The sequence below is a fragment of the Azonexus sp. genome (assembly GCF_041909095.1).
Taxonomy (GTDB): domain Bacteria; phylum Pseudomonadota; class Gammaproteobacteria; order Burkholderiales; family Rhodocyclaceae; genus Azonexus.
The window spans coordinates 1,085,362-1,103,659 of record NZ_JAYREB010000001.1 but is presented as its reverse complement, the minus strand read 5'-3'; the positions used below and the strand labels follow the sequence as shown (position 1 = coordinate 1,103,659).

General features: G+C 65.5%; 21 protein-coding genes and 1 tRNA gene. 11 read left to right on the top strand and 11 right to left on the bottom strand.

The window, feature by feature from the left end; all coding sequences use genetic code 11:
- Nucleotides 1-303: 303 nt before the first annotated feature.
- Nucleotides 304-377: transfer RNA gene (locus tag ACE3OV_RS05250), tRNA-Gly, on the bottom strand.
- A 262-nt stretch (nucleotides 378-639) separates the two neighbouring features.
- Here ACE3OV_RS05250 and ACE3OV_RS05245 point away from each other — a divergent pair.
- Nucleotides 640-1,098: a hypothetical protein gene (locus tag ACE3OV_RS05245; RefSeq protein WP_374325733.1), complete on the top strand. Its 459-nt coding sequence runs from the start codon at nucleotides 640-642 to the stop codon at nucleotides 1,096-1,098.
- A gap of 84 nt (nucleotides 1,099-1,182) precedes the next feature.
- On the opposite strand, the gene ACE3OV_RS05240 is transcribed toward ACE3OV_RS05245, so the two are convergent.
- Complete coding sequence (locus ACE3OV_RS05240; protein WP_374325730.1) at nucleotides 1,183-1,674, bottom strand: flavin reductase family protein; 492 nt, start codon at nucleotides 1,672-1,674, stop codon at nucleotides 1,183-1,185.
- Nucleotides 1,675-1,737: 63 nt separating this feature from the next.
- On the opposite strand from ACE3OV_RS05240, the gene mutY reads away from it, so the two are divergent.
- Nucleotides 1,738-2,778: an A/G-specific adenine glycosylase gene (gene mutY, locus ACE3OV_RS05235; protein ID WP_374325728.1), complete on the top strand. Its 1,041-nt coding sequence runs from the start codon at nucleotides 1,738-1,740 to the stop codon at nucleotides 2,776-2,778.
- On the opposite strand, the gene ACE3OV_RS05230 is transcribed toward mutY, so the two are convergent.
- Together ACE3OV_RS05230 and ACE3OV_RS05225 are read right to left on the bottom strand one after the other, a co-directional pair.
- Nucleotides 2,750-3,952 carry an HD-GYP domain-containing protein gene (locus tag ACE3OV_RS05230; RefSeq protein ID WP_374325726.1) on the bottom strand — a complete coding sequence of 401 codons (1,203 nt, stop codon included), beginning with the start codon at nucleotides 3,950-3,952 and terminating at the stop codon, nucleotides 2,750-2,752. The genes mutY and ACE3OV_RS05230 overlap by 29 nt on opposite strands.
- A gap of 19 nt (nucleotides 3,953-3,971) precedes the next feature.
- On the bottom strand, nucleotides 3,972-4,535 hold the full coding sequence (locus ACE3OV_RS05225; protein ID WP_374325724.1) for a hypothetical protein: 564 nt from the start codon (nucleotides 4,533-4,535) through the stop codon (nucleotides 3,972-3,974).
- Between the two features lie 90 nt (nucleotides 4,536-4,625).
- On the opposite strand from ACE3OV_RS05225, the gene ACE3OV_RS05220 reads away from it, so the two are divergent.
- The 5 genes from ACE3OV_RS05220 to ACE3OV_RS05200 all read left to right on the top strand — a co-directional run bounded on the left by ACE3OV_RS05220 (nucleotide 4,626) and on the right by ACE3OV_RS05200 (nucleotide 9,270).
- Nucleotides 4,626-6,533, top strand: coding sequence for an ATP-binding cassette domain-containing protein (locus tag ACE3OV_RS05220; protein ID WP_374325721.1), 1,908 nt, complete (start codon nucleotides 4,626-4,628; stop codon nucleotides 6,531-6,533).
- 86 nt (nucleotides 6,534-6,619) lie between these two features.
- On the top strand, nucleotides 6,620-7,033 hold the full coding sequence (locus ACE3OV_RS05215) for a hypothetical protein (RefSeq protein WP_374325719.1): 414 nt from the start codon (nucleotides 6,620-6,622) through the stop codon (nucleotides 7,031-7,033).
- A gap of 119 nt (nucleotides 7,034-7,152) precedes the next feature.
- The gene (gene thrH / locus ACE3OV_RS05210; protein ID WP_374325717.1) at nucleotides 7,153-7,761 is read left to right on the top strand and encodes a bifunctional phosphoserine phosphatase/homoserine phosphotransferase ThrH; all 609 of its coding nucleotides are present in this window, start codon (nucleotides 7,153-7,155) and stop codon (nucleotides 7,759-7,761) included.
- Between the two features lie 103 nt (nucleotides 7,762-7,864).
- A complete protein-coding gene (gene purU, locus ACE3OV_RS05205; protein ID WP_374325716.1) occupies nucleotides 7,865-8,728 on the top strand; it encodes a formyltetrahydrofolate deformylase in 864 nt (287 codons plus the stop codon).
- Nucleotides 8,728-9,270 carry a hydrolase gene (locus ACE3OV_RS05200; protein WP_374325715.1) on the top strand — a complete coding sequence of 181 codons (543 nt, stop codon included), beginning with the start codon at nucleotides 8,728-8,730 and terminating at the stop codon, nucleotides 9,268-9,270. The genes purU and ACE3OV_RS05200 overlap by 1 nt, the downstream gene beginning before the upstream one ends.
- A 4-nt stretch (nucleotides 9,271-9,274) precedes the next feature.
- Here ACE3OV_RS05200 and ACE3OV_RS05195 read toward each other — a convergent pair whose 3' ends face one another.
- From ACE3OV_RS05195 to ACE3OV_RS05180, 4 genes are all read right to left on the bottom strand, one after another.
- Nucleotides 9,275-10,030 (bottom strand): metallophosphoesterase, encoded by a 756-nt coding sequence (locus tag ACE3OV_RS05195; protein WP_374325713.1) that lies wholly within the window; start codon nucleotides 10,028-10,030, stop codon nucleotides 9,275-9,277.
- A 68-nt stretch (nucleotides 10,031-10,098) separates the two neighbouring features.
- On the bottom strand, nucleotides 10,099-11,592 hold the full coding sequence (locus ACE3OV_RS05190) for an ammonium transporter (protein ID WP_374325711.1): 1,494 nt from the start codon (nucleotides 11,590-11,592) through the stop codon (nucleotides 10,099-10,101).
- Nucleotides 11,593-11,603: 11 nt separating this feature from the next.
- A complete protein-coding gene (gene glnK / locus ACE3OV_RS05185) occupies nucleotides 11,604-11,942 on the bottom strand; it encodes a P-II family nitrogen regulator (protein WP_374325709.1) in 339 nt (112 codons plus the stop codon).
- Nucleotides 11,943-12,023: 81 nt separating this feature from the next.
- Nucleotides 12,024-12,830 (bottom strand): TorF family putative porin, encoded by an 807-nt coding sequence (locus tag ACE3OV_RS05180; RefSeq protein ID WP_374325707.1) that lies wholly within the window; start codon nucleotides 12,828-12,830, stop codon nucleotides 12,024-12,026.
- Between the two features lie 243 nt (nucleotides 12,831-13,073).
- Between ACE3OV_RS05180 and ACE3OV_RS05175 the strand changes: the two genes are divergently transcribed.
- The 3 genes from ACE3OV_RS05175 to ACE3OV_RS05165 are packed head-to-tail and all read left to right on the top strand — an operon-like array spanning nucleotide 13,074 to nucleotide 16,018.
- Nucleotides 13,074-13,322 carry an accessory factor UbiK family protein gene (locus tag ACE3OV_RS05175; protein WP_374325705.1) on the top strand — a complete coding sequence of 83 codons (249 nt, stop codon included), beginning with the start codon at nucleotides 13,074-13,076 and terminating at the stop codon, nucleotides 13,320-13,322.
- A 4-nt stretch (nucleotides 13,323-13,326) separates the two neighbouring features.
- Nucleotides 13,327-14,814: a YifB family Mg chelatase-like AAA ATPase gene (locus tag ACE3OV_RS05170; protein ID WP_374325703.1), complete on the top strand. Its 1,488-nt coding sequence runs from the start codon at nucleotides 13,327-13,329 to the stop codon at nucleotides 14,812-14,814.
- 4 nt (nucleotides 14,815-14,818) lie between these two features.
- Nucleotides 14,819-16,018 carry a multidrug effflux MFS transporter gene (locus ACE3OV_RS05165; RefSeq protein WP_374325701.1) on the top strand — a complete coding sequence of 400 codons (1,200 nt, stop codon included), beginning with the start codon at nucleotides 14,819-14,821 and terminating at the stop codon, nucleotides 16,016-16,018.
- Here ACE3OV_RS05165 and ACE3OV_RS05160 read toward each other — a convergent pair.
- On the bottom strand, nucleotides 15,998-16,390 hold the full coding sequence (locus ACE3OV_RS05160) for a rhodanese-like domain-containing protein (protein WP_374325700.1): 393 nt from the start codon (nucleotides 16,388-16,390) through the stop codon (nucleotides 15,998-16,000). The two genes, ACE3OV_RS05165 and ACE3OV_RS05160, sit on opposite strands and share 21 nt — an antisense overlap.
- 90 nt (nucleotides 16,391-16,480) lie before the next feature.
- Here ACE3OV_RS05160 and ACE3OV_RS05155 point away from each other — a divergent pair, with 90 nt between their 5' ends.
- Complete coding sequence (locus ACE3OV_RS05155) at nucleotides 16,481-16,978, top strand: hypothetical protein (RefSeq protein ID WP_374325699.1); 498 nt, start codon at nucleotides 16,481-16,483, stop codon at nucleotides 16,976-16,978.
- Here ACE3OV_RS05155 and mobA read toward each other — a convergent pair.
- Together mobA and ACE3OV_RS05145 are read right to left on the bottom strand one after the other, a co-directional pair.
- Nucleotides 16,975-17,559: a molybdenum cofactor guanylyltransferase MobA gene (gene mobA / locus ACE3OV_RS05150; RefSeq protein WP_374325697.1), complete on the bottom strand. Its 585-nt coding sequence runs from the start codon at nucleotides 17,557-17,559 to the stop codon at nucleotides 16,975-16,977. The genes ACE3OV_RS05155 and mobA overlap by 4 nt on opposite strands.
- A gap of 118 nt (nucleotides 17,560-17,677) precedes the next feature.
- A complete protein-coding gene (locus ACE3OV_RS05145; protein ID WP_374325696.1) occupies nucleotides 17,678-18,226 on the bottom strand; it encodes a flavodoxin family protein in 549 nt (182 codons plus the stop codon).
- Nucleotides 18,227-18,298 lie beyond the last annotated feature (72 nt).

Genomic DNA, 18,298 nt, shown 5'->3' with positions numbered 1-18,298 from the left:
TAACGCCCAGTGCAAGCTATATGCAAACCGCATTAAAACCCCCCGAGATAATCCGCTGCCGCAAGGCATATCGCCTTGCACCACTGGCCGCTGCGCAACCGAAACAGCCTGACTCATCACGGACAACAGTTGCAAAGTATAAGCCTTACTTTCGGCATAATTCATCCGGCGCCGGAATCGCACAGGCTAGGTGATGACAAGCCAGGAGCTCGAATACGCGCAAGCATGCACCGACAACAAAAAAGCCAACCGCTTCGGGTTGGCTTTTTCTTTTGCAGATCAACGACCTGTCTGAATTCGATGTGGAGCGGGCGATGGGAATCGAACCCACGGCTCTAGCTTGGGAAGCTAGGGTATTACCATTATACGACGCCCGCTCGGGCAGCAAAGGCTGGGATTCTATGCCGAGATGGCAGGCAATTCAATCTCGTACGGCAGTCGCGGCGCGTCAGGCCAGCCGCCTTGCCTCGATTTTCGCGCATTTCGTGCTTCTTTCATGGCTCTCTGTAACGCTGCTGCACCAATGCGTAGCAAGCGGTCACCGGCGGGAACCCCTGCCTCATGCTCATTGACCAAGTGCATAGCAAGCATTCACCGGCGTTGCCGGGCCAATCGCAACCAAGCACTGAGGAGTCACTGATGCGCCCCTACCCGACCAACAGCCCCCAGGCAATCGCCCGCATCGTCGCCCTGGGCATGCTGATCGACGGCGTCGCCGACGAAACCGAATACCGCCTGATCGAACAGGACGCCAGCCTGCGCGCGCTCGGCATCGATAGCGGGCAGATCGACGCGGTGATCCGCGAGTTTTACGAGGATCTCGAACTCGGCGGCTCGATGACGCACACCCTGGACCAGCGGCTGAGCGCTGCCGAACTTGCCCGGATTCTCGGTGAAATCACCTACCCCTACCTGCAGCAGAGTTTGCTGCGCAGCATGATGCGGATTGCCGTGGCCAACGACGAGTTGAGCAGCGGCGAAGCCCGGCTGATCCGCGAAGCGCTGCTGCGCTGGAGTAGCGACGAAGGGGTGGGCAGTTTGACGCAGTCGCCGGAAAGGCCGGGGCGGCACCGTTCCGACCGGCGAGCGGCACACTGATCGCAGTCCGGCGGGGGCATTGCAGCCATCGTCATCGCCGCGCAGCGGACTCGGGCTGCCGGGGCATCCCGGCAGCCCGCATTTTCAGGCCTCCGCCAGCCTGCGGTACTGGCCGGCGTGGAAGAGCAGCGGCGCAAGGGCCGGGTTTTCGGCGTAGCGCTCGACGCGACCGATGAAGATGCTGTGGTCGCCGCCCGGGACTTCGCTTGCGTTGGCGACCTCGAAGCTGGCGCAGCAGCCTTCCAGCACCGGCGCGCCGCCGCAGCCGCCGCGCCAGGGCAGACCGGCGAAGCGGTCGGTCGGCCAGGTGGCGAAGCGGTTGGAGAGGTCCTGCTGCTCGGCGGCGAGGATGTTGATCGCGTGGTGGCTGGCCTTGCGGAAGGCTTCCAGGTTGGCCGAGTTGCTGCCCAGGCACCAGAGGACCAGCGCCGGCTGCAGCGAGACGGCGGAGAAGGAGTTTACCGTCAGCCCAATCGGTTTGCCATCCGGGTCGATGGCCGTGACGACGGCGATGCCGGTGGCGAAACGGCCGAGGGCATTGCGCAGGGCGCGGGTATCGGTAACGGGCTGGGTCATGGGCGTCGCGAGCGAAAAAAGGACGTATTATCCCGGCTCCTGCTTTCCGCGTCGAGACGAAATTTGCCGCAAGAACAAAGCTTTGCCCAACGCCTGATCGCCTGGCAACGGGCCGCCGGACGCCATGACCTGCCGTGGCAGGGAACGCACGACCCTTACCGGGTCTGGTTGTCGGAGATCATGCTGCAGCAGACTCAGGTGGCGACGGTACTGCCGTATTACGCCCGCTTCCTGGCCAGTTTTCCCGACGTCGGCGCACTGGCGGCGGCACCGATCGAGCAGGTAATCGAGCATTGGGCCGGACTCGGCTACTATGCCCGGGCGCGCAACCTGCACCGCTGCGCGCAGCGCATCGTCGCCGAATACGGCGGACGCTTCCCGGAGAATGCCGCTGCGCTCGCCGAGTTGCCGGGCATCGGCCGGTCGACGGCAGCGGCGATCGCCGCTTTCTGCTTCGGCGAACGGGCAGCGATCCTCGACGGCAACGTCAAGCGGGTGCTCTGTCGGGTGTTCGGGATCGCCGGTTTTCCCGGCGCGACGGCGGTCGAACGGCGTCTGTGGACACTCGCCGAAAGCCTGCTGCCGGCGGCCACCGAGGTCGGCGCCTACACCCAGGGCCTGATGGATCTGGGGGCGACGCTGTGCACGCGCGGCCTGCCCAATTGCCCGGCCTGTCCCTTTGCCGAAAGCTGCGTCGCCCGCCGCGAGAACCGTCAGCGCAGCCTGCCTGAGGCGAAGCCGCGGCCGCCGCTGCCTGAGCGCGAGGCGGTGTTCGTGCTGATCCTGGCCGACGACCGCCTGCTGCTCGAACGACGGCCGCCGCACGGGCTGTGGGGTGGTCTGCTGGTGCCGCCGCAGGGCGAGCCGGCGGCAATCCTGACTGCACGCGGCCTGGTCGCCAGCGAACAGCGAGAACTGCCGCCGCTCAAGCACGCTTTCACGCATTTCCGGCTAACCCTGAAACCGCTGCTCTGCCGCGTCTCCGCACCGAGCTCGGCCAACGAACCGGGTGCCGCCTGGCTGCCGCTGGCCGAAGCTGCCGCCGCCGGCGTGCCGACGCCGATCCGCAAGCTGATCAGGCAGGTTGCCAGCGCAGGGGACTGAGTCCCCAGCGTTCGAAACTTTCGGCGCGCAGGATGCGCCCGTAATGGTTGCCGATCTTGCGCGACAGGTCGGCGCGCACCGGCTCGACGTATTGCCGGCGCCCCGCATGGTAGATGACATTGACCACCGGGCGCAGCGGATCGCCCGGCGTTCCCTGCTCGACCACCGCCAGGTGGCCGCTTTCCAGCAACACCAGGGTGCCGACCGGATAGACGCCGAGCGCATGGACGAGGCCGGCAACCAGCGCGGGGTCGAACTGCACCCCGCCCTGCTCGTAAAGCTGGCGCAGCGCGGCGGTCGGCGCCAGGGCGGCACGGTAGGGGCGGTCCGAGGTCATCGCGTCGTAGGCATCGACGACGGCGGCGATGCGGCCGGCCAGCGTGATGTCGTCGCCGGCCATGCAGTAGGGGTAGCCGCCACCGTTATAGCGTTCGTGGTGTTCGAGGATCACCGCAACGGTGGTCTCGGGCAGGCTGACCGTCGCTTCCAGCACCGCCAGGCCTTCCTCGACGTGGCTCTGGACGATCGCATATTCGGCCTGCGACAGTTGCCCCTGCTTGCTCACCAGGCCTTCGTCGATGGCCGCCAGGCCGATGTCCTTGAGCAGCGCGCCGAGCGCCATCTTCTCCAGTTCGGGGGCAGCGACCTGCTGCTGGCGCGCCAGGGCGACGGTCAGCGCGGCGGTGGCGACTGCGTGGCCAGCGTCGTAGGTCTCCGGACGCTTGATCCGGGCCAGCGGCACCAGCGCGTCCGGGTTGCGGGCAACCGACTCGATCAATTTACCGACCACGGCTTCCAGCGCCAGCGCATCGACCCGTTCGCCGGCCCGCGCCGCGCGTGCCAGTTCGTCGAGCTGGCGGCAGGCATCGCCGAGCAGGCGGCCAGCCCGCCGCCGCTCCTCGCCGAGCGACACCGTCGCCGGCGGCCGCACCACCTGGCGCAGGGGAAGCGGCGGCGGCGCAGCCGGCAGGCGGGTAACGGGCAGGTCAATGTCGCGCCCGCGCCGGGTATCGATGCTGATCTCGGCAAAGCCGGCGTCGATCAGGCGGCGGATCTGCGCCCAATCGCGAACTGGAAAGCGGGTCAGCCAGAGGCCGTGCTCCAGCCAGGGTTTGTGCAGATCGACAACGTACATGCCGGGCCGGAGCTGGTCGATGACTATCCTGCGCATCATCGCCCCACCCCTCCCCGGCCTATTGTCTGGCAGCCCGGGCTGCCGCCCTGGCTTCGGCCTCGGCCAGCTTGCGGGCGTGCGCCTCGACCTTGCGCCGGTGTGCCGCCTCGCGTTCGGCGCTGCGCCGGGCGCCGGCCTCGGCCTGGCGCGCCTTGCGGGCGACGATTTCGTCGCGCCGTGCGGCGTCCGCCTGGTCGCGGGCGGCAATCTCCTGTTCGCGCTGCGCCAAGTTACGCGCTTTTTCTTCGGCATCGGCGGTGGCCTGTGCCTGGCGCGCAGCAAGTTGCTCGCGCTTGACCTGGCGCTCCATCTCGTCGGCTTCGCGCTCCTGCGCCCGGCTTGCCTGACGAACCCCAAGCTGTTCGTCACGCGCCTCGTTGATACAGTCGTTGACCAGGAATTTTGCCTGGCAGACGAGGCGGCGCCGCTCGAACTCAGCGTCGGCCGCACGCTGCCGCTGCGCGGCCTCGGTTTTGAGCGCGGCGGCCCGCTGCAGGCGGGCGTCCCAATCAGCTTCGTCGGCCAGCGCGATGCGACCAGGCAGCAGGAAGACAGCAAGGGCTGCAAAGTATCGATATTTCATGCCATGGACCCGGGAAACGGCGGCATTTCGGGACAAACCCGGCCGGCCATGCAGGAATTTTAGCAGCCCGCCGCTATAATTCGCCCCGCCATGATTTCCCTGCGCCAACTCACTTTCGCCCGTGCCGGCCGCCCGCTGGTCGTCGACGCCAGCCTGCAGATCCACCCCGGCTGGAAGGTCGGCGTGGTCGGCGCCAACGGTTGCGGCAAATCCAGCCTGTTCGCCCTGCTTGCTGGCGAACTGCACGCCGAACAGGGCGACTGCGACATTCCCGCCGTCTGGCAGATCGCCCGCGTCGCCCAGGAAACCCCGGCCCTGCCGACCCCGGCGCTGGAATTCGTGCTCGACGGCGACGTCGAACTGCGCCGCGTCGAGCGCGAACTGGCGGCCGCCGAAGCAGCCGGCGACGGCGAGGCGATTGGCCGCCTGCACGCGCGCTACGCCGACATCGACGGCTATTCGGCCAAGGCCCGCGCCGCCGAGGTGCTGCATGGCCTGGGCTTCACCGACGCCGACTTCGCCCGTCCGGTGGCCGATTTTTCCGGCGGCTGGCGGGTCCGGCTGAACCTCGCCCGCGCCCTCTCCTGCCGTTCCGACCTGCTGCTGCTCGACGAACCGACCAACCACCTCGACCTCGACGCCGTGCTCTGGCTCGAACAGTGGCTGAAGAGCACGCCGGCCACTTTGCTGCTGATCTCGCACGACCGCGATTTCCTCGACGCCGTCGTCGGCCAGATCGTCGCCATCGACCAGCAGCGGATGACGCTGACCAGCGGCGGCTACTCCGACTACGAGCGCGCCCGCGCCGCCCGCCTGGCCCAGCAGCAATCGGCCTACGAAGCGCAGCAGCGGGAAATCGCCCGCTTGAGCCGCTTCGTCGAACGCTTCAAGGCCAAGGCAACCAAGGCGCGCCAGGCGCAGAGCCGGGTCAAGATGCTCGAACGGATGGAAATCATCGCCGCCGCACACGCCGATTCGCCGTTCCAGTTCAGCTTCCGGCAGCCGGAAAGCCTGCCCGACCCGCTGCTGCTCATCGAAAACGCCGCTGCCGGCTACGCCGAGCGCAAAATTCTGGAAAACCTCACGCTGACGCTGCGCCCCGGCTGCCGGATCGGCCTGCTGGGGCGCAACGGCGCCGGCAAATCGACGCTGATCAAGCTGCTCGCTGGCAGCATTGCCCAACAGGGCGGCGAGCGCAAGGAAGCCAAGGCGCTCAACATCGGCTACTTCGCGCAGCACCAACTGGAACAACTGCGCCCCGAAGAAACCCCGCTCTGGCACCTGCAAAAGCTCGAACCACTGACGCCGGAACAGGAACTGCGCGACTACCTGGGCGGCTTCGATTTCCGTGGCGAAATGGCCAGCCGCCCGGTCGGCCCCTTCTCTGGCGGTGAAAAATCGCGCCTGGCGCTCGCCCTGCTCATCCGCACCCGGCCCAACCTGCTGCTCCTCGACGAGCCGACCAACCACCTCGACCTCGAAATGCGCGAAGCGCTCGCCTTCGCGCTGCAGGATTACGAAGGCGGCATGGTCGTCGTCTCGCACGACCGCCACCTGCTGCGTAGCTGTACCGATGAACTGTGGCTGGTCGACAACGGCGCCGCCACGCCCTTCGACGGCGACCTCGACGACTACGCCGCCTGGCTGGCCGCCCAGCGCAGCGCCGACAAGGCACCGGCCGCCGACGCCCAGGCCGAAAAAGCCGAACGTCTGCAGCAACGTGCCGACGCCAAAGCCAACCGCCAGGCACTCCTCGCCGAACGGCGCAAGCTGACTAAGGAAATCGAGCAGATCGACCGCAACCTGGCCAAATGGCAGGAAGAGAAAGCCGCGCTCGACGGCCAGTTCGCCGACCCCGATTTCTACGCCACGGTCGACCGCCAGAAAAGCGAAGAAATGCACCGCCGCGCCGGCGAACTTGGCGACGCCATCGACACCGCCGAACTGCGCTGGCTGGAGCTGCACGAAGCGCTCGATGCGCTGCCGGCGGTGGATTGAACAAGCGCCCGCTTATTCCAGACGGGCCACGAAAGACGATGGCATAATTCTCGGCAATTTCACTTTCAGCCGCTGCTCTGCCTATCATGAGCCATCGAAGCAAACTCAACACGCACAAGGCCTTCCAGCTCGCACTGCTGCTTGGCGCACTCCACGCCGCAACCGGAATAGCCAGTGATAGTGACTACGCGCTATCGACTGTGGATAAGAAACCGATTCCCCGATCAGCCCTCTTCAAGCTCTGGCAAGAAATCGCCCTGAAACAATGCGATCACGCGGAAGAACGAAATAATACGTCTCCGCAACATTGCAGGGAGATCATTGCCAAGAGAGGCCCAGAATGTGAAATGGCGATGATCGGAAACACCCCGGAAATCATCGACAAAAAATCCGTAGTGAAGCAAATTGGGCGCAAGTACCTGCGGTGTGCGCTGCCCTACTATTTCTGCAATGGCATCGAAGTCCGGACGGAAGAAGAAGCCAGAAAAATTTGCCGTTGACATGAAACCCAACGACCTGTTCGATCTTTTCGGTCTTTCCCCGTAGCGCTGCAAGTTCAACGTCAATCCCGCCCATTCAGGTAAAATCGCGCTTTTTTGGCCGTCTCAGGGAGTTGACCGTGAAAATCGTCTGTCTTGACCTCGAAGGGGTCCTGGTTCCGGAAATCTGGATCGAATTCGCCGAGCGCACCGGCATCCCCGAACTGAAGCGGACGACGCGCGACGAGCCGAACTACGACACGCTGATGACCTATCGGCTGAACATCCTGCGCGAAAAGAAGCTCGGCCTGCCGGACATCCAGAAGGTGATCGCCGAAATGGGCCCGATGCAAGGCGCCCGCGCTTTCCTCGACCAGCTACGCGAGGACTATCAGGTGATCATCCTGTCCGACACCTTCTACGAATTCGCCCACCCGCTGATGCGCCAGCTGGGCTGGCCGACGCTGTTCTGCCATTCGCTGGAAGCCGACGCCGACGGCATGCTGGTCAACTACCACCTGCGCATGCCGAACCAGAAACAGGAAGCGGTCAAGCGCTTCAAGGAACTGAACTTCACCATCGTCGCTGCCGGCGATTCGTACAACGACACGGCGATGCTCGGCGAAGCCCACGGCGGCATCCTGTTCCACCCGCCGGAAAACGTCATCCGCGAATTCCCGCAGTTCCCGGTGGTGCGCGACTACGACGCACTGCGCTCGGAAATCGACAAGGCTTTTGCCAAGGCCTGACGGCCATTGGCGCCAGCCTTAGGCGCATTGCACCACCCCCGCTCACTATGTTCGCCGCCCCCCGAGGGGGCTTGGCGCAGCTTTTGAAAGCCGCATCGATACCATGCATCGCGACCGGTTCTACACCCTCTCCGCCTCCTGCCCCGACCAGGTCGGGATCATCGCCCGCGTTTCCGGCTTCATCGCCGAGCACGGCGGCTGGATTCTCGAATCGAGCTTCCACGCGGACGACCTGACCGGTCGCTATTTCATGCGCATCGAGATCAAGGCCGATTCGCTGCCTTTCCTGCTCGCCGAGTTCCGCGAACGCTTCCGCCGCGAAGTCGGCGAACCGCTGGCGATGGACTGGCGGATCAACGATAGTGCAGTGAAGAAACGGGTCGTCGTGCTGGTCTCCAAGCAGGAGCACTGCCTCTACGACCTGCTGGCCCGCTGGCAGTCGAAGGAACTGGACATCGAGATTCCCTGCGTCATTTCCAACCACGACACCTTCAAGGGTTTCGTCGAGTGGCACGGCATTCCTTTCATCCACGTACCGGTCAATGCCGACAACAAGGCCGCCGCCTACGCCGAAATCCAGCGCATTTTCGACGACGTCCGGGCCGACACCATGGTTCTCGCCCGCTACATGCAGATCCTGTCGCCCGAACTGTGCGACGCGCTGAGCGGCCGCATCATCAACATCCACCACAGCTTCCTGCCCAGCTTCGTCGGCGCCAAGCCCTACCATCAGGCCTACCAGCGCGGCGTCAAGCTGATCGGCGCAACCTGCCACTACGTGACCAGCGAACTCGACGCCGGCCCGATCATCGAACAGGACGTGATCCGTATCGACCATTCCGATTCGCCCGACGACATGGTCCGCTACGGCAAGGACATCGAGAAGACCGTGCTCGCACGCGGCCTGCGCTACCACCTGGAAGACCGGGTGCTGGTGCACGGCAACAAGACGGTGGTCTTCCGCTGATGCTGATCTCCCGCACCGATTCGCTGCTCCTCGTCGTCGACATCCAGGAAAGGCTGGCGCCGGCGATCCACGATACCGACACGGTGACCGCCAATTCGGTGCGCCTGCTCGAAGCGGCGCGCCTGCTCCAGGTGCCGGCCTTCGTCTCCGAACAGTACGTCAAGGGGCTTGGCCCCAGCGTTGCGGCGATCCGCGACGCTGCGGTCGACGCCCGTTTTTTCGAGAAAATTCACTTCTCGTGCACCGCCGAACCGGGTGTCAGCGAGCTCTTGTGCGCCGGGGGGCGTCGACAGGTCATCCTGACCGGCTCGGAAACCCATGTCTGCGTGCTGCAAACGGCGCTTGGTCTGCTCGGCGAAGGCTTTTCTGTGTTTCTCGTCGCCGACGCCGCGTCGTCGCGTACGCCAGAGAACCGCCAGCTGGCCATCGACCGCCTGCGCAGCGCTGGCGTGCACATCGTCAGCACCGAGATGGTCTTGTTCGAATGGCTGCATCGCGCCGGCACCGACGACTTCCGTGCCCTGCTGCCGCTGATCCGCTGACCTTTCAGTAGGGAACGACAGGCGCCGCTTCCAGCGGCAGGTAGTGACTGCGCAAGGGCACTCCCGGCAACAGGTCATGAACCAGCAGCCCCGGCGCTTCCGGTGTCCAGGCCAGCGCTCCGTCCTGCAAGGCAATCTGGTGTACGGTGGAAGGCGCCGTCGCCGCCATTTTTCCGGCGAAACCGGTAAACACCGGACGATGCACATGGCCACACCAGACGGCCTCAACCAGTGGCCGTCGCAACAGCCAGGACGCCAGCGCCTTGCCGTCCCGGCAGCCGATCTCGTCCATGCCGGCAATGCCCACCGCGAATGGCGGATGGTGCAGGATCACCACACTGCGCCGACGCTCCGGGTAATTGGCGTCGAGCCAGCGCAGTTGCGCCTCGCCGATTTCGCCCCAGGGCTGGCCCGGCACCTGACTGTCGAGCAGGAGCAAGGTCAGCGGCCCGAGATCGAAACGCCGGCAGAGCATTTCCGGATTTTCCCAATGTCCGGGAAAGGCCGCGAACATCGCGCTGCGCTGATCGTGATTGCCGGGCACCAGCGCCAGCGGCAAGGCCAGGCCGGCCAGCGTCGACGCCAGCCGGGTGTAGGTGGCGACATCACCGGCTTCGGCAAGATCGCCGCTGATCAGCAGCAAATCGGCCTGCAGGCCGGCCACCCGGGTCAGCGCCATGGCCAGCGCCGCCCACGGATCGATTTCCCCGAACAGGGGATCGGGCCGCAGATGCAGATCGGATAACTGGACTATGCGCATGGGGTGAGCATAGCAAAAAAAGCGGGCACCCAAGGGTGCCCGTGAAGGGAGAGAGACTACGAATCTGCTTAGTGGTGGTAGGCGCTTTCGCCGTGCGAGGTGAGGTCGAGACCTTCACGCTCTTCGTCTTCCGGCACCCGCAGACCGATCGCGATATCGACCAGCTTGTAGGCCACCAGGGAGACGACACCGGACCAGACGATCACGGTCGCCACGCCCCAGGCCTGGGCCGTCACTTGAGCAACCATGTCGTAGCTGCCAACCGCATTCGCAACGTAGTCATAGACACCGGTACCGCCCAGCGCCGGATCGGCGAAGACACCGGTCAGGATCGCGCCGAGGATGCCGCCGACGCCATGGACGCCGAAGACGTCGAGCGAGTCGTCGGCGCCGAGCAGGCGCTTCAGGCCATTGACGCCCCACAGGCAGACGATGCCGGCGAGCAGGCCGATGACGATGGCGCCCATGACACCGACGAAGCCGGCAGCCGGGGTGATCGCCACCAGGCCGGCAACGGCGCCGGAAGCAGCACCCAGCATCGACGGCTTGCCCTTGAAGATCCACTCGGCGAACATCCAGGACAGCGTCGCGCAGGAGGTGGCAACCCAGGTGTTGACCATCGCCAGGGCGGAACCGCCGGAAGCTTCGAGCGCCGAACCGGCGTTGAAACCGAACCAGCCGAACCACAGCAGCGAAGCACCGATCATCGTGAAGGTCAGCGAGTGCGGAGCCATGGCCACCGAACCCAGACCGGTACGCTTGCCGATCATGTAGGCACCAACCAGACCGGCGATCGCGGCGTTGATATGGACGACGGTACCACCGGCGAAGTCGAGGGCGCCCTTCTGGAACAGGAAGCCAGCGGTGGCACCGGCTGCTTCAGCCGCAGCGGCATCGGTATAGGCATCCGGACCGGCCCAGTACCAGACCATGTGCGCCATCGGGACGTAGGACAGGGTGAACCAGATGACCATGAAAACCAGGATCGCCGAGAACTTGGCACGTTCGGCAAAGGAGCCGACGATCAGGCCGCAGGTGATGGCAGCAAACGCGCCCTGGAAGATCACGAAGATCAGCTCCGAAATCACCACACCCTTGCTGAAGGTCGCCCCGACGGATTCCATCGTGATCCCGTTGAGGAAGAGCTTGTCGAGTGTGCCGAAGAAGGCGTTGCCCTCGGTAAAGGCCAGCGAGTAGCCATAGACCACCCAGAGCACGGAGATCAGCGAGAAGACGACGAAGACCTGCATCAGTACCGACAGCATGTTCTTCGAACGCACCAGGCCACCGTAGAAGAGCGCCAGGCCGGGCAGCGACATCAGGATCACGAAAGCCGCGCAGACCATGATCCAGGCGTTGTCGCCCTTGTTGGGCACCGGTGCGGCAGCGGCCGGCGCTTCCGCCGGGGCAGCAGCTTCGGCGGCGGGAGCGGCAGCAGCAGCCGGTGCTTCGACGACGGCAGCCGCCACGGGTGCGGCATCGGCCGCCTTTTCTTCGGCCCAGGCCGGTGCCCCGAAGGTCACCGCGCCCAGCAGGGCCAGCATTGCAAAAATTCGTTTCATGTCACGACTCCTTACAGGGCATCGGCGCCGGTCTCGCCGGTGCGGATACGGACGACTTGTTCAAGATCGAAGACGAAGATCTTGCCGTCACCGATCTTGCCGGTGCTGGCGGACTTCTCGATGGCTTCGATGACCTGGTCGATCTGGTCGGCCTTGACGGCAGCTTCCAGCTTTACCTTGGGCAGGAAATCGACGACGTACTCGGCCCCGCGATACAGCTCGGTATGACCTTTCTGGCGGCCGAAACCCTTGACCTCGGTTACCGTGATGCCCTGCACGCCAATGGCGGACAGCGCCTCACGCACTTCGTCAAGCTTGAACGGCTTGATGATGGCAGTAACGAATTTCATGAGTGTTCCCCTAACTGGTTGAAACTTTTTGGCTCTCCCCGCCGCCCGGGCCCGTGCAACGGCGGGGAGAGGACTGATGAATCAGAAGGACTTGGTGAAGGAGAGGACGGCACGCCCCTTGCCCACGTCGACATTGGCGCGATTGCCCCAGCAATACATGGCATGGGAATCGCCACAGCCACGAGCGTTGGTATCGGTATAGCTCAGGCCAACGACACCGAAGCCGACATCCTTGGTGACACCGAGCTTCCAGTCGGTATAGGAGGCCGAGCTATTGTTCTTGATCTTCTGGTGCCCAACGTGACCGATGATGGTCCAGCCTTCGGCAATCGGGTAGCTGGCAGTCAGATCCAGATAACCGCTGCCCTTGGTGTCCTTTCTGTTCCAACCCGTCGTCTTGTCGTAACCCTGCCAGGCGAAAAGGTTTTCGGAAAGGGCATGCGAGTACTTCAGGGTCAGAAACTTCCAGCCGATGGAAGCATACAGTTCGAAAGAATTCGGAGATTCAATCTGGGGAAGAGCGCCAGGCGCTTCTTCCTTCTGCTTTCCGGGGTAGAAGTAATACAGACCGCCAACGTCGTAGGTGAAATCACCGGCAAAGCTGCCGCGATAACCAGCATAGAAATCCCACTCCATGCTGTTGTCATCCTTGATGCCGTTATCGACCCATGAGACATTGGACGCCCAGGTACCGGCGTAGAGGCCGCTGGCATGGCTGTAGTCGAAGCCGCCCTGAATGGCCGGCTTGTGATCGGTCTGGCTGATGCCGCGGAAGATGTAATCGGTTGCCAGCCCGACGTTGGCCGACAAGGTGTGCGGACTGTCTTCGGCGATGGCCGGAGCGGCAACGGCGCCAGCGATAGCCAGTGCGATCAGGGACTTCTTCATGGTGTCTCTCCTGTAAAGGAAAATTGAAAAAAGGAAAACGTTTTGTGCAACCAGCAATGCACGACCCGTGCCAACATCACATTTCCCTGTTTTTTCATCGACTTGCTGCGCCGCACCAGGAATGCACAGCGAAGCGGAGCACCAAGGCGGTGCAGTTACAGTCCGTTACGCACCAGTGACGAGCGACGGGGTAAAACGCTGGAAATACCGCTGTGCTAAACTCGCCGGCCACGGAGGAAAACCATGCTCGACCCCAAGATCCTGGAAGATTTCGGCAACAAGATGAGTGCCCTGCTCGCCAATTCGCCGGCCAAGGACATCGAGAAGAATGCCAAGGCGCTGCTCGGCGGCCTGTTCGGCAAACTCGATCTGGTCACCCGCGAGGAATTCGACATCCAGGCGCAACTGCTGGCCCGCACCCGCGAGCGCCTGCAGGCGCTGGAAGCCCGCGTCGAGACGCTGGAAAAGGCGCGCACCGACCACCCGCAATAAGTCGATGGCACTGGCCGTCGCCCTCAGCCGGGGACTCGACGGCCTCGATGCGCCGCCGGTCACGGTCGAGGTGCACCTGGCCAACGGCCTGCCCGGGCTGACCCTGGTCGGCCTGCCCGATACCGAAGTGCGCGAGGCACGCGACCGGGTTCGCGCTGCCATCGTCAATTCCGGTTTCGAATACCCGGCCCGCCGCATCACCGTGAACCTGGCGCCGGCCGACCTGCCCAAGGAATCCGGCCGTTTCGACCTGCCCATCGCCCTCGGCATCCTCGCCGCCAGCGGGCAGATTCCGGCAGCCAGCCTGAACGGCCACGAATTTGCCGGCGAACTCTCACTGTCCGGCGAACTGCGCCCGGTACGCGGCGCGCTGGCGATGGCCCTGCAGGCGGCGGGCGACGGCAAAACCTTCGTCCTACCCACGCTCAGCGCCGGCGAAGCGGCACTGACCGGGCAAGGCGACATCCTCGCTGCGTCTTCGCTGCTCGCCGTCTGCGCCCATCTCGCCGGACAGAGTGCGCTGGCGCCCCCGGCGCCAGCCACGCCTGAGGCCGACGATGCCCTGGCCGATCTCGCCGACGTCCGTGGCCAGGCGCAGGCGCGACGGGCACTCGAAGTCGCCGCTGCCGGGCGCCATTCGCTGCTGATGATCGGCCCGCCCGGCGCCGGCAAATCGATGCTCGCCGCCCGCCTGCCCGGCCTGCTGCCGCCGTTGAGCGACACCGAGGCGCGGGCGTCGGCGGCCGTGCTTTCGCTGGTCGGCCAGTTCCGCGCCGAGCGCTATCGCCAACGAAGTTTCCGCAGCCCGCACCATACCGCGTCGGCGGCGGCGCTGGTCGGCGGCGGCAATCCGCCGCGCCCCGGTGAAATCAGCCTGGCCCACCACGGCGTGCTGTTTCTCGACGAAATTGTCGAATTCGACCGTAAAGTCCTCGAAACCCTGCGCGAGCCGCTCGAAACCGGGCGCATCCACATCGCCCGCGCCGCCCGCCAGGCCGAATTTCCGGCCCGTTTCCAGTTGGTGGCGGCGATGAACCCCTGCCCCTGCGGCTACCACGGCGACGCCCGCTGCCAATGTACGCCCGAGCAAGTCACCCGTTACCGGGGAAAATTGTCCGGCCCCCTGCTCGACCGCATCGACCTGATCATCGAAGTCCCGGCGCTGCCCGGCGAAGCGCTGACCGGCACGGCCAGCGGCGAAAGCTCGGCGGCGGTGCGGCAGCGGGTCGACCGCGCCTGGGCTCGCCAACAGCAGCGCCAGGGCGATGCCAACGCCCGCCTCGACAGCGCCGGCGTCGATACGCATTGCCAGCCGGACACTGCCGGCCGCAACCTGTTGCAGCAGGCGGCCAAGCGCCTCGGGCTGTCGGCGCGCGCCTGGCACCGCGTGCTGCGCGTGGCGCGCAGCATCGCCGACCTGGCGGAAAGCGATATCATCACGGCCCCCCATATTGCCGAAGCGATCCAGTACCGCCGCTTCGCCGCCGACTGATTCCATGCCCCACCGTTCCCGCAGCACCCGCGGCATCGCGCTGCTGCTTGCCTGCCTGTCCGCGCTCGGTCCGTTCTCGATCGACACCTATCTGCCTTCCTTCCCGGAAATCGCCCAGCGCCTGGGCGCGACGCAGATCGAGGTGCAGCAGACGCTGTCCGCCTATCTCTTCTCCTTTGCCGCGATGACCCTGTGGCACGGGGCGATCGCCGACCGCTTCGGGCGCCGCCGGGTGATCCTCACCGCGCTTGCGCTGTTCGGCATCGCCTCGCTCGGCTGCATGCTCGCCAGCGGCATCGGTCAACTCTGGTTCTGGCGCGGCATCCAGGGCGTCACTGCGGGCGCCGGCATCGTCATCAGCCGCGCCATCGTCCGCGATCTCTACGACGGCGCCGACGCCCAGCGCCTGATGGCGCAGATCACGATGATGTTCGCGCTGGCGCCGGCCATCGCGCCGGTGATCGGCGGCTGGCTGCAGAGCGCCTTCGGCTGGCGTTCGGTTTTTGCCTTCCTGAGCCTGGCGACCGTCGCCTTGTGGATCGCCTGCCTCTACCTGCTGCCGGAAACCCTGCCGCCCGCAAAGCGCCAGTCCCTGCGCCCGGGCTACCTGGCGAGCACCTACCGCAAGGTCTTCAGTTCGCCCCGCTTCCTCTTCGCCTGCGCCGCACTGGCGCTCAATTTCGGCGGTTTCTTCATTTACGTGCTGTCGTCGCCGGTGTTCCTGATGCGTCACCTCGGCCTGCCGGAAACCGCCTTCCTCTGGCTGTTCGGCCCGGCGATGCTTGGCCTGATGAGCGGTTCGTGGTGCTCCGGACGGCTCGCCGGCCGCCTTGCCCCGGGCCGCACGATCGCCGTCGGCTACGCGGTGATGGGCATTGCCGCCAGCCTCAACCTGGCGCTCAACCTGAGCCTGCCGCCCGGCCTGCCGTGGAGCGTCGCACCGCTCTTCGTCTACACCCTCGGCATGTCGCTGGCGATGCCCAATCTGACCCTGTTCGCACTCGACCCCTTCCCGGCGCAGCGCGGTCTGGCAGCCTCCTGCCAGACCTTCTTCCAGTCCGGTTTCAACGGCGTCGCTGCAGCCTTGATTGCGCCAGCCCTGTGGAGTTCGACGCTGCACCTGGCGCTCGGCATGGCCGGTCTGCTCGCTGTCGGCGGCCTGGCTGCCCTCGCCCACCGACGGCTAAGACTGTTGCCAGGGTAGGCCGCGATAACGCCAGCCACCGAGGGTGCCGCGGTGGAAATCCTCGTCGAGCGGTCCCTCGAAGCCTTCCAGAACATTGATCACCTGCGTGAAGCCCGCCGCCTCGAGCGCCTCGCCAGCGGCCAGCGAACGCACACCGCTGCGGCAGATGAGCAGCACCGGCCGGGCCAGCTCGCCCTTGAGCAGACGTTTCACCTTGGCCGCGAAATCCGGATCGATTTCCCAATCCGGGCCGTCCTGCCAGGCGACATGTTCGGCGCCGACCGGGTGGCCGACGTACATGTGCTCGATCTCGGTCCGGCAGTCGACCAGGACCGCCTCCGGCGTCTGTTGCAGGAAAAGATGGGCGGCGCGGGGATCGAGATGCTGCATGGACGGAAAGGTAATTGATCAGGAGCCTTATTATGAGAGCCCGGCGCCAGTTTGCGTAAACTGAGCGGCTTCACCCGAGAGGAAATTCCAATGCAACTGCCTCGCTGGATCGCCACCATCTTCTCCGCCCTTGCCGCCGTGCTGCTGCCGGCCTGCGATGCGGTCAACCTGCCCGAAATCAAGCCGGGCATCACGACCCAGGCCGAAGTGCGCAGCCGCATGGGCGAACCCGGTTTCATCCACCGCAACGACGACGGCACGGTGACCTGGGAATACAGCCGCCAGCCAGCCGGCATCCACTGCTACATGATCAGCTTTGACGGCCGCGACATCGTCGCCGAAATGGAACAAGTGCTGACCCCGGAAAACCTGGCACGCATCACCCCGGGCATGCGGCAATCGGAAGTCCAGCGCCGGCTCGGCCAGCCGGCGCGCCGCGAGGTGTTCCGTAATCTCGGCGAAGAGGTCTGGGAATGGCACATCGCCGGCGACATCCCGACTGAGGAGACCTATTTCTCGGCGCACTTCGACCTTGACGACGGCACGCTGCGCAAGGCCGGCCAGCGCATCGAAGCGAAAAACCGCTAGCGGCTGGCGAAACGTGCCAGTTCCTGGCACGTGTTGATGTTCTCGAAGGCCGCCGGCTGGTCGTCGAAAGCGACTTCGACCGCGGCCAGCGTCGCCGTCCACCCGCCGAAGCGGCGCTCGCCGGCCTGCAGCCAGGCCGCCAGCGACGGCAGCAGTTCGCGCCGACACAGGCAAAACACCGGATGCAACTGGTCGCCGCTACGGGCGACGGCAATCTGCGCGGCGTTTGCAGTCAAGGCCGCAAACAGCCGGGAAACCAGATCGTCCGGCAAGAAGGGCGAATCGCAGGGCGCGGTCGCCACATAGGGCGTCGTCGCCGCCGCCAGCGCCGCGTGCAGCCCGGCCAGCGGCCCGGCGAAGCCATCGATGGCATCGGCGACGACCGGATGGCCGAAAGCGGCGTAACGCTCGGCGTTGCGGTTGGCATTGATGAGCAGGCTGCCGACCTGCGGCGCCAGGCGTTCGATTACATGCGCCACCAGCGGCCGCCCGTCCAGTTCCTGCAGGCCCTTGTCGACGCCGCCCATGCGTCGGCCGAGGCCGCCGGCCAGGACAACGCCGGTGATCAAGCGGCGATCCATCGCTGCCTCCGCGCCTGCCATGGCCGAGCGAACAGGCCGGCGGCAAAGCTGCCGGCAAGCAGTGTGAGGGCCAGCTTCGCCAATACTGACACGGCGCGGCGAACGGCTGAACCGGCGATCATGCGGCGAAGAAGCCCCGGGCTGCAGCCAGCGCCTCGCCATCGGCGAGCACCGCCCCCGGTGCCCCGCCCTTGCCCCACAGCGGCGGCCGGAAATCCATGGCAAGGAATTCGGCGCACAGCCGGTAGCTGTCGAACATCGGCTGCGCCTTGTCGCGGTTGCCGCTGGTGGCGATCACCCACAAGCGCTTGCCGGCCATCGCCTCCTTGAAATCGACGCCGGGCACGCGCAGCCAGGCGCTCCAGTGGTCAAGATAGGTCTTCAGCGGCGACGGCACCGAGAACCAGTAAACCGGCGAGACGAAGACGAGGTCGGTGGCGGCCAGGGTTTCGTCGAGCAGGGTTTTCAGATTGCCTTCCGGCAGGGGATAGCTGCCGGCGGTATGGCGCAGGTCGACGAAGGGCGGCAGATTCAGGTCGGCCAGTCTGAACCAGAGCTGCTCGGCAGCGGCCGGCAGGCTGCGCGCGGCGTGGCGGGCCAGAGTTTCGCTATTGCCGGTGCAGCCGGGCTCGCGCGTGCTGGCGTCAAGGAAGAGGAAACGGGACATGGCGGATCGTCAGTGGTAAGCAAAGGGGCATTCTGGCACGACAATTCTTCGTCCGGGCAGCGCACCCGGCCC

What these genes read in the sequence shown, in the direction of transcription:
- ACE3OV_RS05215 (WP_374325719.1), top strand. Translation starts at nt 6,620, where the DNA reads ATGAGCCATCGAAGCAAACTCAACACGCACAAGGCCTTCCAGCTCGCA.
- ACE3OV_RS05175 (WP_374325705.1), top strand. Translation starts at nt 13,074, where the DNA reads ATGCTCGACCCCAAGATCCTGGAAGATTTCGGCAACAAGATGAGTGCC.
- ACE3OV_RS05180 (WP_374325707.1), bottom strand. Translation starts at nt 12,830, where the DNA reads ATGAAGAAGTCCCTGATCGCACTGGCTATCGCTGGCGCCGTTGCCGCT.
- ACE3OV_RS05245 (WP_374325733.1), top strand. Translation starts at nt 640, where the DNA reads ATGCGCCCCTACCCGACCAACAGCCCCCAGGCAATCGCCCGCATCGTC.
- ACE3OV_RS05195 (WP_374325713.1), bottom strand. Translation starts at nt 10,030, where the DNA reads ATGCGCATAGTCCAGTTATCCGATCTGCATCTGCGGCCCGATCCCCTG.
- ACE3OV_RS05230 (WP_374325726.1), bottom strand. Translation starts at nt 3,952, where the DNA reads ATGATGCGCAGGATAGTCATCGACCAGCTCCGGCCCGGCATGTACGTT.
- ACE3OV_RS05225 (WP_374325724.1), bottom strand. Translation starts at nt 4,535, where the DNA reads ATGAAATATCGATACTTTGCAGCCCTTGCTGTCTTCCTGCTGCCTGGT.
- ACE3OV_RS05155 (WP_374325699.1), top strand. Translation starts at nt 16,481, where the DNA reads ATGCAACTGCCTCGCTGGATCGCCACCATCTTCTCCGCCCTTGCCGCC.
- ACE3OV_RS05200 (WP_374325715.1), top strand. Translation starts at nt 8,728, where the DNA reads ATGCTGATCTCCCGCACCGATTCGCTGCTCCTCGTCGTCGACATCCAG.
- mobA (WP_374325697.1), bottom strand. Translation starts at nt 17,559, where the DNA reads ATGGATCGCCGCTTGATCACCGGCGTTGTCCTGGCCGGCGGCCTCGGC.
- ACE3OV_RS05220 (WP_374325721.1), top strand. Translation starts at nt 4,626, where the DNA reads ATGATTTCCCTGCGCCAACTCACTTTCGCCCGTGCCGGCCGCCCGCTG.
- ACE3OV_RS05240 (WP_374325730.1), bottom strand. Translation starts at nt 1,674, where the DNA reads ATGACCCAGCCCGTTACCGATACCCGCGCCCTGCGCAATGCCCTCGGC.
- ACE3OV_RS05190 (WP_374325711.1), bottom strand. Translation starts at nt 11,592, where the DNA reads ATGAAACGAATTTTTGCAATGCTGGCCCTGCTGGGCGCGGTGACCTTC.
- ACE3OV_RS05160 (WP_374325700.1), bottom strand. Translation starts at nt 16,390, where the DNA reads ATGCAGCATCTCGATCCCCGCGCCGCCCATCTTTTCCTGCAACAGACG.
- ACE3OV_RS05165 (WP_374325701.1), top strand. Translation starts at nt 14,819, where the DNA reads ATGCCCCACCGTTCCCGCAGCACCCGCGGCATCGCGCTGCTGCTTGCC.
- glnK (WP_374325709.1), bottom strand. Translation starts at nt 11,942, where the DNA reads ATGAAATTCGTTACTGCCATCATCAAGCCGTTCAAGCTTGACGAAGTG.
- purU (WP_374325716.1), top strand. Translation starts at nt 7,865, where the DNA reads ATGCATCGCGACCGGTTCTACACCCTCTCCGCCTCCTGCCCCGACCAG.
- ACE3OV_RS05145 (WP_374325696.1), bottom strand. Translation starts at nt 18,226, where the DNA reads ATGTCCCGTTTCCTCTTCCTTGACGCCAGCACGCGCGAGCCCGGCTGC.
- ACE3OV_RS05170 (WP_374325703.1), top strand. Translation starts at nt 13,327, where the DNA reads ATGGCACTGGCCGTCGCCCTCAGCCGGGGACTCGACGGCCTCGATGCG.